At 47.8% G+C, this 12,149-nt stretch carries 11 protein-coding genes; all 11 read right to left on the bottom strand.

From position 1 onward, the window contains the following. Position 1: 1 nt before the first annotated feature. Complete coding sequence (locus tag SD71_RS11345; protein ID WP_268747735.1) at positions 2-1,024, bottom strand: dihydroxyacetone kinase subunit DhaK; 1,023 nt, start codon at positions 1,022-1,024, stop codon at positions 2-4. A gap of 44 nt (positions 1,025-1,068) precedes the next feature. Further along, entirely contained in the window at positions 1,069-2,082 is a 1,014-nt protein-coding gene (locus SD71_RS11340) for an ABC transporter permease (RefSeq protein ID WP_082034186.1), read from the bottom strand. Position 2,083: 1 nt separating this feature from the next. After that, positions 2,084-3,583, bottom strand: coding sequence for a sugar ABC transporter ATP-binding protein (locus tag SD71_RS11335; RefSeq protein WP_041062805.1), 1,500 nt, complete (start codon positions 3,581-3,583; stop codon positions 2,084-2,086). 72 nt (positions 3,584-3,655) lie between these two features. Next, positions 3,656-4,459, bottom strand: coding sequence for a substrate-binding domain-containing protein (locus SD71_RS11330; RefSeq protein ID WP_235427087.1), 804 nt, complete (start codon positions 4,457-4,459; stop codon positions 3,656-3,658). A gap of 43 nt (positions 4,460-4,502) precedes the next feature. Beyond that, entirely contained in the window at positions 4,503-4,724 is a 222-nt protein-coding gene (locus tag SD71_RS23610) for a hypothetical protein (protein WP_152619422.1), read from the bottom strand. A 109-nt stretch (positions 4,725-4,833) separates the two neighbouring features. Then, the gene (locus tag SD71_RS22195) at positions 4,834-5,901 is read right to left on the bottom strand and encodes a LacI family DNA-binding transcriptional regulator (RefSeq protein ID WP_052476166.1); all 1,068 of its coding nucleotides are present in this window, start codon (positions 5,899-5,901) and stop codon (positions 4,834-4,836) included. Positions 5,902-6,128: 227 nt separating this feature from the next. Beyond that, the gene (locus SD71_RS11320; protein WP_041062802.1) at positions 6,129-6,317 is read right to left on the bottom strand and encodes a hypothetical protein; all 189 of its coding nucleotides are present in this window, start codon (positions 6,315-6,317) and stop codon (positions 6,129-6,131) included. A gap of 23 nt (positions 6,318-6,340) precedes the next feature. After that, positions 6,341-7,945, bottom strand: a complete 1,605-nt coding sequence (gene aceB / locus SD71_RS11315) for a malate synthase A (protein WP_082034185.1) — start codon at positions 7,943-7,945, stop codon at positions 6,341-6,343. Positions 7,946-7,970: 25 nt separating this feature from the next. After that, positions 7,971-9,233 (bottom strand): isocitrate lyase, encoded by a 1,263-nt coding sequence (gene aceA, locus SD71_RS11310; RefSeq protein ID WP_041063177.1) that lies wholly within the window; start codon positions 9,231-9,233, stop codon positions 7,971-7,973. 447 nt (positions 9,234-9,680) lie between these two features. Next, positions 9,681-10,205 (bottom strand): DUF1003 domain-containing protein, encoded by a 525-nt coding sequence (locus tag SD71_RS11305; protein WP_052476165.1) that lies wholly within the window; start codon positions 10,203-10,205, stop codon positions 9,681-9,683. A 194-nt stretch (positions 10,206-10,399) separates the two neighbouring features. Then, positions 10,400-12,124 carry an assimilatory sulfite reductase (NADPH) hemoprotein subunit gene (gene cysI / locus SD71_RS11300; protein ID WP_041062799.1) on the bottom strand — a complete coding sequence of 575 codons (1,725 nt, stop codon included), beginning with the start codon at positions 12,122-12,124 and terminating at the stop codon, positions 10,400-10,402. Positions 12,125-12,149: the final 25 nt, after the last annotated feature.

Raw genomic sequence — 12,149 nt, 5'->3', positions numbered from 1 at the left:
CTCAGTTTTGTATGCGAAAAGGGGTAACGAACGGGACATCGAGCAAAGAACGTAATTCCTCGTCAGTCCGTAGAATAGACACGGAGAGACCCGCCATCTCCATAGAAGTGGCAAATTCGCCGATATAGCGGCTATATACATGAATGCCTTTTTGTTCGAGCAGCTTATGAACAGCGCGATAAAAAATATACAGCTCTTCCAACGGTGTGGCTCCCAATCCATTGATTAGGACAGAAACATCGCTGCCTTTCTCTATTGGCATATCTTTCAATATGGTGCTGACCAACGTATTTGCCACTTCATCGGCAGTTTGTATAATCCCGCGTTGGATTCCCGGTTCACCATGAATACCCATTCCGATTTCCATTTCACCCTCACCGATTTCAAAAGTGGGACGACCGACTGCAGGCAGGATGCAAGGGGTAAGCGCAACACCCATGGTTCGAACATTTGCATTGGCCTTCTCCGCTATCCGTTTTACTTCGTCTAAACTAGCTCCCTGTTCAGCTTTTGCAGCCGCTAATTTATAGAGGTAGAACATGCCGGCAACCCCACGGCGCTGATGCTCATAACCTTGAGGCATCGAGGCCACATCGTCAGTGGCAACCACAGTCTCTACTCTTATGTCTTCAAGATCAGCTAATTCCGCAGCCATGTCGAAGTTCATTACATCTCCACCATAATTCCCATAAATATACAACACACCTTCCCCACCATGGATGGAACGGGTGGTGTCGAGCATTTGTTGAGAGCTGGGCGAGGCAAAAATATCACCCACTGCTACTCCGTCTAACATGCCTTTACCGACATATCCGAGGAATAATGGAAGATGTCCGGAGCCGCCGCCCGTGGCGATCGCTACTTTTCCCGAAACAGGAGCATCCGCCCTGACAAGAGCCCGGTTGTCACTTCTCACACTTTTTAGTTGATCCGAGTGAGCAATGAGCAGTCCTTCCAACATCTCATCAACGACTTTTTCAGGATCATTAATAAACTTTTTCATGACATTCAGCTTTTGGTCCATCATTCATTACCTCCACAGTTTCTTTTGTAGTGTGCAGTCGAATGCTATTTGGATTTTTTATTGCTTAGCGAATCTATTAATGCGGCTAGAAGGATAACGCTTCCCATAATTAAACCTTGATAGTGAGAAGAAATATTCATAAGATTCATGCCGGTATTTAAAACGTTTATTAATAGAACACCAATCAAAGTTCCGAAAATCGTCCCTCTGCCGCCCGACAAGCTGCTTCCGCCAATGACAACTGCAGCAATCGCCATCAACTCAAGGTTGACACCCGCAAGCGGGGTGCCGGAACCTAGTCTCGCGGTCATCATCAGTCCGCCAACACCGGCCAGAACACCAGCGATGATATAAACCATCATTTCTACCCGTTTTACATTGATGCCTGAAACCTCAGCCGCTTTTTTATTACTGCCAATGGCATAAACATGTCGACCGAACACAGTGTTGGATAGTACATAATTCGCAATGATAAATAATACGGCGGTGATCAGGATCATGACCGGAACTCCTAAGACATTTCCCATACGAAGAAATTGCAGGAAAGGATCCTTGTACACTGATATGGTTTGTGCATCCGAGTAAACCAAGGTAATAGAACGAGCAGCAGCCATCATGCCTAACGTGACGATGAAAGGCGCCATATTGAACCTGGTGATAAAAAATCCATTAATGACACCGCTGCCCATGCCGATAACAAGACCAACCAGAATAGCCGCTATGACCGGAATGCCGGAGATTATCATGCCTGCAATAATCATTCCGGAAACCGCAACAACTGAGCCTACTCCTAAGTCAATTCCCGCTGTTATGACGACATAGGTCATACCGATAGCGATGATACCCATGATTGCGCTTTGCAAAAACACGTTTAAAATATTGTCGATTCTTAAAAATTGTTCGGAGGATAAGCTGAAAAATACGCATAGCAATAATAAGGCGATAAGGACCTTATTTTTCAAAAGCAGTGAAAATATATTCCATCGTCCTATCGGCGGTCCCTGTTTATGTATGGGCTGTGGTGAAGATTGACTGGCGGAGAGATTAGGATCGCTCATGTTAAACTCCTTTCGTAGCACTAAGCATGATCGTTTCTGGTGTGGCCTCTTCTCTAGAAAATTCACCGGTAATTTTCCCGCTGGCCATGACAAGAATCCGATCGCTCATTCCGATGATTTCCGGTAATTCCGACGAAATCATGATGATGGATGTTCCTTTGGCGGCCAGGTCATGAATAATTCGATAGATTTCTGATTTTGCCCCGATATCGATTCCACGAGTAGGTTCGTCAAGAATCAGAATTCTTGGCTTGCACTCGAGCCATCTGGCTATGATTGCTTTCTGCTGATTGCCACCGCTCAGATTGGATATTATCGTTGCGCCGCTAGGCGTTTTGATGCTGAGTTGGGCAATGTATCGATCCGTAATCTCCCGTTCTTTCTTGAAATTGATCTTTTGGAGAAAGCCAGATATATTTCTTAAAGTTGTAAGAGTTACGTTCTGAACAACCGAAAAATTGTTAATCAGACCATGCTTACGCCGGTCTTCTGGTACTAGGGCAATTCCTCTGGAAATGGCGTCAGAAGTGGACTTTATTTTTACCGGTTCGCCATTTAAGAATAATTGTCCTTGTGATATATGCTCTAAACCAAATATCGATTCCATCAATTCGGTTCGGCTGGAACCCATCAATCCGGAAATACCTAGAATTTCACCCTTATAAAGTTTGAATGAGATGTTGTCGAAAACACCCTCCCTTGAGAAGTTTCTGACTTCCATAACTACCTCATCAAGGTCATGTCTTTCTCTCTCCGGAAATATCTGGGTCATTTCTCTTCCGACCAGCATTTTCACGATTTCCTTAGGCTTGAGAGAGCTCGACAAACCTTCACCGGCATTTCGGCCATCCCGCAAAACAATTATGCGATCACAAATCTCGTAAATTTCTTCCATTCGATGAGAAATATAGACAATGGCAATCCCTTTAGATTTTAATGAACGAATGATCTCAAACAGTTTAACTGTTTCTTGCTCCGTAATCGCCGAAGTGGGTTCATCCATTATGATCATTTTGGATCGAAATGATAAGGCTTTCGCTATTTCAACCATTTGCTGGGCACCTACGGTTAAGTCCTCAACAAGGGTTTTAGGATCAACACCGAAGCCTAGATCATCCAGTAAGAGTTGCGACTCTTTTAACAGCTTCTTTTTATCTAACACGCCCCTTTTTTGGGGCAATGATTGTATAAATATATTTTCCGCTACCGTTAAGTGCGGCAACAGATTTAATTCCTGGTGAATCGTGCTGATGCCGAAATTTTGCGCGTCTCTGGGTCCACGAAAAATAACCGGCTCTCCTTCTAACAAGATCCTTCCATCATCAGGCATGTATATCCCGCTTAATACTTTCATTAAGGTCGATTTTCCAGCACCATTCTCCCCAACAAGGCCGACAACTTCGCCTCTATTTACTGTAAAATTCACGTCATTTAAAGCTTTCACTCCGAGAAATGATTTGGAGATCCCCGTCATCTTCAATAACGCTGCCTCATCCATCATTGCGATCCCCCTTATTTTGAGTCTGGAAGGGTGAATTTCACGAATACCCTTCCAGACCAAAATGGCGACTGATTAGTTACCTTTTAGTTCAGTAGCCCAAAGCTTCTCTTTGTCCACGTTTTCTTTAGTTACAAGGAAATTGCGGGTAAAAGTATGGTTCTCTACTGTCTTTTTATCAACTAGTGCTTGCTTCGCATATTCAACCGCTAATTCACCCATCTCGATCGGTACTTGGGAAATTGTTGCATCGATTCTTCCATCTTTAATGGCCTGCACAGCACCTCGCGTGCCGTCGATTCCAATAATAACAATGTGATCTTTGTCCCCAATCGCCTTAAACCTTCCTGCTTGGTCTACAGCATTAGCAGCGCCCACTGTATTGTCATCATTATGGCCAAAAACGGCATCGATCTCAGAATTGGCTTGAAGAATATTAGTCATGACATTGAGTGCCTTTTCTTGGTTGAAATCCGCGGCTTGGCGCGCAACGATTTTGATATTAGGATACTTTTGCTCCATTTGCTCGTTAAATCCCTTACCCCTATCACGTGCAGCAGATGTACCTAGCAGACCTTGCAGTTCCACCACGTTACCTTTGTAGTCTCCGTATTCTTTTTTCAGTTCCTCTGCAATATAGTCCGCAGCTCTCCGTCCCATTTCAACGTTATCTGTCTCAAGAAATGACAGTAACTCACCAGCGGAAGCCCCGCGATCCAACGCAATCACTGGTATTTTTGCCTGATTTGCTTTCTCAATGGCAGGGACAATAGCATCAATGTCCTGCGGGTTAACAATAATAGCGTCGACGCCTTTTTGAATCATATCTTCGATGTCTGCGACTTGTTTGGCTGCATCTCCGTTTGCGTTGGTGTTGATAAGCTCATAACCGTTTTTGGCTGCTCCTTGCTCTACGCCCTGCTTAAGAGCAACAAAAAAAATCTATACTCAAAATGGAGTTTGACATTCCAATCTTTAATTTCTCATTCCCGGCTGCAGAATTATTTGCCGTATTGGCATCTTTAGAGGCAGTGTTAGACGCAGAGCTACCGGAAGCATTATCTTTTGTGTCTGAGTTGGATCCACAAGCGGCCAGAACAACGATAATTGTTAATGCCATCAGTAAACTAATGATCTTTTTCATTGAATTTATCCCTCCATAAACTTTGATATGTACCATGGCTTAATAACACAACTCTGCAACCTTTAAGCCTTTTTATATTCCTACATCACCTCCAATTCGGTTGATTTTTTCACTCAGAATGAAACGTTTCATTTATAAGGTGAGATAAGACCTCTGGGACTCGATGATTAACAATGGGATGACAGCCGCAAGATGCACCGAGAATAATTTTAGGACTTATTACAAACTCTTTTGGTTCACTAATCGGTTTATCCATTTCGATTCTCTCGAACAATGTCTCATATGCGATCTTTCCAACCTCGTAAGGATCTTGTTTTGCTACCGTAACACTTGGTTTCAAAATGCCGTAGGTATCGATGTCTCCGAAACCAACAATCGCAATATCATCTGGAACGCGAATATCCATATCCCACAGAGCTCTAATCGTTCCAGCTAAGGCTAAGTGATTCGTAGCATATATCCCTTGTGGCAATCCTTCATGTTTCAAGTAGTTTCTAACAGAAGCCGCGATGGAGTCTAAAGTCGTTCCTGCGTCCAAAAAGTTCTGCTCATCAATATCGAGTTTAAGATTGCTGATTGCCTGTCGGATCCCGACTAATTTTTCTTTCTCGGCTGAATGGCGCAGTGAGCCATGAATAAATAGAAATTTTCGATGACCATGTGAATATAGATGCTCTACTAGGCCGGCGGAAGTATGCATATTTTCATGTATTACACTGTCAAAGCGCTCATTCTTATCCTTGGTCTCGACGAAGACTAAAGGCATTATGTTAGGCACATTTAAATCATCCAAATCACTCCCGATAGGCATGATAATGATACCGTCAACTCTTTTTTCCAATAACCACTGAAGCGCTTTCTTCTCTTGTTCAGCTTGATTGTTGTGTGAGCAGGAGATAAGGTTATACTCCATTTCATAGGCGAAATTTTCCACAGCTTTGATGATCTTCATCGTATATAAGTTTGAAATATCATCAACAAGGATTCCAATTAGTTTTGTTTTCGACTGCTTTAAACTTCTGGCTATGGCGTTGGGTTTATAATTTAGAAGAGAGATTGCAAGAAGAACACGCTCTCTTATTCTTTCACTTACAAAGCCGGACTTGTTGATCACTTTCGATACGGTGCCGATTGAAACACCGGCAGCTGCCGCTACATCTTTAATTGTAGGTGTCATGTATACTCCTCAATGAACGTTCATTACCAATAATTATAATTTAAAAGCGCTTTCATTACAATGCAATTTGTTAAATTTTTGAAGTAATGCGTGTTCACTTTTTGCCTTCAACCGCTTATCGACTTTACTGACCACGCGGGGCTTTTTGTTTTTCCAGACACAAAAAGGGACTGCCCATCAAGTCATATTAGACCTTTTGGGAAAGCCCCTTTTGAACTGAACCGAATTCAATCTGCAAAACGGTAATAATACTGGTTTAAAAAATAAGCCGACATCGGCAGATCGGCGGTATCGCCGCAGCTGCTGCAAAGGATCGAGGAGCCGCTCGGCTGTTCGTTGTCCATCGTCTCCCCGCATGCAAAGCAGCAGGCTTTCTCCGCCGTCGTACCCGTCGTGTTTCCAGTGTTGTTGATCATTATTTTTCCTCCTCTTATGGACTTTAGGCTAAATAACAATAACCGCGTGTGGTGAAAAAATCCTCAAAGGTTTCGGAGAGTATCATCTCCCGGAACAACTTGGCTGCCAGAACGAAGTTAAGCTGCCGAAGCGAATCCGGACCAAGCTCTTGCATCATTGTGTCCGACTCTTCCTTCACAATGAGTTCGAACCATTCGGCCGTAATTTGTCTGCCGTCTTCCAGGACGCCTTTGGGGTGCCGGATCCATTGCCATAGCTGCGCTCTGGAAATTTCGGCGGTGGCCGCATCCTCCATGAGATTATAGATCGGAACGGCGCCGGAACCTCTCAGCCAAGCGTCCATATATTGAAGCCCCACGCTGACATTCAGTCTGACTCCGGCTTCCGTAATAGGACCTTGAGGAACTTCAAGCAGATCGGAAGCTGTGATGTGAACTTGATCAAGCTGTCGGTCAACCTGATTCGGCGACGGCATCCATTCATCGAATTCCTCCATCGCGACCGGCACAAGAGCGGGATGAGCGACCCAGGTCCCGTCATGTCCGTCCCTGACTTCGCGAAGCTTATCGGAGCGGACCTTGCCGACCGCTATTTCGTTTGCAGCCGGATCATTCTTGACGGGAATCTGTGCCGCCATGCCGCCGATGCACAGGGCGCCCCGTTTGTGACAAGTTTTAATCGCAAGCAGCGAATACGACCTCATGAACGGAGACTCCATCGTGACCAAGCCGCGGTCTGGCAAAATGACGTCCGGCCGGTTCCGCAGTTTCTTGATATAGCTGAAGATGTAATCCCATCTGCCGCAATTCAAGCCGGCAATATGATCGCGCAGTTCGTACAGAATTTCATCCATTTCAAAAGAGGCGAGAATGGTTTCGATCAGTACCGTTGCTTTGATCGTCCCCTCCGGGATTCCGAGCTCCCGCTGCGCGAAGACAAAGACTTCATTCCAGAGTCTGGCCTCCAGATGGCTTTCGATCTTCGGTAAGTAAAAATAAGGGCCGGTTCCTTGTTCAAGTAAAACCTTGGCATTATGGAACAGGAAAAGTCCGAAATCGAACAAGCTTGCGGATACCGGCGAACCGTCAACGAGGAAATGCTTTTCGTCCAGATGCCATCCGCGGGGGCGCACCATTAAGGTTGCCGGAGACTCTCCCAGGGTGTATATTTTGCCTTGTTCATTTTCAAAGCGAATCGTGCCGTTAATTGCATCCCTTAAATTGATTTGTCCGTCAATCGTATTGGACCAAGTCGGGGAATTCGAATCTTCGAAGTCCGCCATGTACGCTCTGGCACCCGAATTCAACGCATTGATGACCATCTTGCGATCCCCTGCCGGACCGGTGATTTCGACCCTGCGGTCCTGCAGGTCGGCCGGTATTGCGCCGATCGACCAGTCCCCATTGCGGATGTGAGCCGTCTCCGGCAAAAAATCCGGCAGCCGTCCCCGGTCGATCTCACGCTGTCGTTCCTCTCTCCGCTGCAGCAAACGGTTGCGCTGCGGCCCGAAATACGTCTCGAGCTTTGCGACGAATGATAGAGCGTTAGAAGAAAGGATTTCCTCGTGGCCAGGTCTCTTCCTTTCTCCCCGCAGTTCCATCATCCCGACCCGCTGTATATCCCTCATTTCCGTATCCCTCCTCCGGCATGTATCATTGAGCGAATTGCTCTTCTTCCGTAGAACCGGTAAGCGCTGTGGTGGTTGCACTGCCGCCCGCAATCACTTGCGTCACTTCATCAAAATAACCGGTGCCCACTTCACGCTGATGGCGAGTAGCCTCATAGCCATATTTTTCGCTTGCGAATTCGGCTTGCTGCAGCTCGGAGTAGGCTGCCATGCCGCGCTGCTTGTAGCCGCTGGCCAATGTAAACATGCTGTAATTCAATGCGTGGAAACCGGCAAGAGTCACGAACTGGAATTTGTAACCCATCTGCCCCAGCCTTTGCTGAAAGCCGGCGATCTCGTGTTCACTAAGCTTCTTCTTCCAGTTAAAGGACGGTGAACAGTTATAGGCTAACAGCTTGCCGGGATATTGTGCGTGGATGGCTTCGGCAAATCGTTTGGCCTCCTCCAGATTCGGTTCCGACGTTTCACACCAGACCAGATCAGCATATGGGGCATAGGCGAGTCCTCGCGATATCGCCTGTTCGAGGCCTTCTTTTACATAGAAAAAACCTTCCGGAGAACGCTGCCCCGTCAAAAACGGCCGATCGTTCTCGTCGACATCGCTCGTGATCAGTCTTGCGGCATTGGCGTCGGTTCGCGCGATGATTACGGTGTCCACTCCCATGACGTCAGCTGCCAGTCTGGCTGCGATCAGATTGCGCACCGCTTGCTGCGTGGGCAGCAGTACCTTGCCTCCCATATGTCCGCACTTCTTTTCCGACGACAATTGATCTTCAAAATGAACACCCGCCGCGCCGGCCTCGATCATCGATTTCATCAGTTCAAAAACGTTCAGAGGCCCGCCGAATCCCGCTTCGGCATCCGCTACGATCGGTGCGTAGAAATCAATATCGCTCTTGCCCTCCGAGTGCTGGATCTGATCGGCCCGCTGCAGCGCTTGATTGATTCTCTTCACGACATGGGGAACGCTGTTCGCCGGATATAAGCTTTGGTCGGGATACATATGGCCGGACAGATTCGCGTCTGCCGCCACCTGCCAACCGCTTAAATAGATGGCGTTCAATCCCGCTTTCACTTGCTGCACGGCTTGGTTTCCCGTCAGTGCTCCGAGTGCGTGCACATAATCTTCCTCTTGGAGCAATTTCCACAAACGTGCCGCACCTCTCTGTGCCAGCGTCTGCTCTACCAGAACGGATCCTCTCAATCGGAGGACATCCGGCGCCTGATACGGACGCTCAATCCCCACATACCGCGGCTGCCGCCACCTGTCTTCCAGTTCTTCCAGCATAGCTTCCTTCAACACTCGGCATCTTCCTCTCCCTGAGATCTGACGACTCTTCTTCTAATGACCTTGCCTACGCATACTGTTCGAGGAATCCGCTTCCCGCACAGCGGTAACAAGATACGATGTGCGTGTCATTGCACCGCTCACACCGGAATTCTGCAGGGGCGCTTCTCTCCATCTGCTCTACGGATTCGCAATCATGGCAATCCAGTTCTCCATTACCGTGACACATCGGACAGTCCATCCGTTTCACCCCCGAGGTTATCTGTTGTATAACAGATTTATTAATGTGATGTCATTATATAACAATATCTAAAACTGTTGCAATACTGTTTTTTAAATTATTTTATTGTTATATAACAATTAGTGATTTAGTCCCGGGAAAACAAAAAGCAGCCCTTGAAGGGGCTGCAACAAGGATATCTATAACTGAATTCTAAGTTATCGGTTTTAGCCATCCCCGTTCTTCTCCAACCCGTGCAGCCGCTTATCAATATGTGTCAGCCGCTTTTGGATCTCTAAATTTTCCTGTTCTGCCGTATAATTGATAGCAATATCGAGCATTTGCTCCTGCTTATCCTTCATGGCCTGCCGGTTTTGGCTCATCTGGATGAGCGCCGCTTGAAAGACAGTAAATATAGAGAGGCTGAAGCTGAGCATAAACAGTGAGAGCCGGCCGTGGTCCCAGATCAGCCATACGGTCAGGATGACAGTCAGTGCGGCGACAAACCGCCAGCTGCCGCCAAAATTGGCTACCCTGTCAGCAAAACGGTCCATACGGCCGGCCTTCTTTTCCTGCTGCTCGTGCAAATGCGCTTTGATTTTTCCCTGGTATTCATTTACCATTCGGGCAACCCGATACACGTCATCCTTGTTCATTTTATGTTTAGGGTATTTTTCCAATTCCTGCATAAGGAGCTCTTCCGATTGCGGTTCCGGATCAGAGACAGAGTGTGCACGCTGTGTTTCGGTCACCTTTCATTCCTCCTGATACAGACATCCTCTTTCTTACCCGTTTTCACACCGCAAGCTCACTAGCTCGCATCAGCCTTTTTCTTCCACAACGCTGCATCAGCCCGCTATACACGACTCTGCATCCGCTCGTGAAAACGAGAAAAAGCCGAATCCCATTGGGATCCGGCTTTACAAGAGTGTGATTGCTGCCAGCATTATGAATGAAAGTCCTGACCCGAACGAACTTCTCTTACGTAGCCCGCGCGGATGACAAAATCACCGAAGTGCTCGGCTTCCTGCCGTTCCTTCGCATAGTGATCGATAATCGGTTGCAGCGACTCCAGAATCTCGGCTTCGCCGATATTTTCCTTGTACAGCTTGTTCAGCCGGTTTCCGGCAAAACCTCCGCCCAAATACATGTTATATTTGCCGGGCGCTTTACCGATGAACGCGATTTCCGCCAGCATCGGCCGGGCACAACCATTCGGACAGCCGGTCATACGGATCACGATTTCCTCGTCCCGCAGCCCCGCTTCAGCAAGCATAGGCTCGATCTTATCCAGCAGCGAAGGAAGGTAGCGCTCCGATTCGGCCATCGCCAATCCGCAGGTGGGGAAAGCCACGCACGCCATGGAATTTCTCCGCAATGCCGAGTGGTGAGCCCCATCGGTGAGCCCGTATTCCTTGACCAATTCTTCGATCCTTTTCTTTTTCTCGCTGCTTACGCTTCCTATGATCAGGTTCTGGTTCGGTGTCAGCCGGAAATCGCCGGTATGGATCTTGGCGATCTCCCGCAGGCCCGTCATGAGGAGAAGGTTGTCTTCGTCTTTCACCCGCCCGTTCTGGATGAAGAGGGTCAAGTGCCATTTCCCGTTGATGCCCTTCACCCAGCCATAGCGATCCCCGTTATGATCAAAATGGAACGGGCGTGCTTCCTCTAGCTGCCAGCCTAATCGATGGCTTAGTTCAGCAATGAACCACTCGATCCCGCGATCGTCGATCGTGTACTTGAACCGCGCGTGCTTACGCACCGAGCGATCGCCGTAATCGCGTTGGATGGTGACTGTCTTTTCCGCGACATCGATGATCTGATCCGGTGTGCAGAACCCGATCACTTGGCCAAGCTGAGGATAAGTGCTCGGATCGCCGTGCGTCATTCCCATACCGCCGCCTACAGTAACGTTGAAGCCTTGCAGGCGCCCGTCTTCGACGATCGCGATCAAGCCCAGATCTTGCGAGAATACGTCCACATCGTTAGAAGGAGGAACGGCTATAGCGATTTTAAATTTTCGCGGCAAATAGACAGGCCCATAGATCGGCTCTTGCTCGCCTTCGGTATCCTGGCTGTCGACCACCTTCTCACCGTCAAGCCAGATTTCATGATAGGCTTTGGTCCGAGGATTCAGATGCTCGCTGAGCCTGCCGGCCCACTCATATACTTCCGAGTGAACTTCCGACTGGTACGGATTCGGGTTGGCCATGACGTTGCGGTTCACGTCGCCGCAAGCTGCCAGCGTGGTTAGAAGAGCGTCGTTCACTTCCCGGATCGTCTTCTTCATGTTCCACTTGATCACACCATGCAGCTGAAAGGACTGGCGAGTCGTCAGACGAATCGTTCCGTTGGCATTTTTCTGCGCGATCCGGTCCATCATCAACCACTGTTCAGGCGTCACTACCCCGCCCGCCGCACGCACGCGCAGCATAAACTGATACGCCGGTTCCAGCTTCTGTTTTTGCCTCTCGTTCCTCAGATCCCTGTCATCCTGCATATAGCTGCCATGATGCTTCATTAACCGGTTATCATCCTCGGGTATGGACCCGGTAATGACATCTTCCAATGTCTCTGCAAGACTTCCCCGCAAATAATTGCTTCTTCTCTTAATATCCTCAACGTCACTGTGCGGCGCACTATTCGATGAAAGTAAATGATTGTCGGACATTTGCATTACCCCTCTCGCAACCTTA

The sequence above is a fragment of the Cohnella kolymensis genome, assembly GCF_000829465.1.
In the GTDB taxonomy this organism is placed as follows: Bacteria; Bacillota; Bacilli; order Paenibacillales; family Paenibacillaceae; genus Cohnella; species Cohnella kolymensis.
The sequence above is the reverse complement of the archived record's forward strand: the minus strand, read 5'-3'. Positions and strand labels throughout refer to the sequence as shown.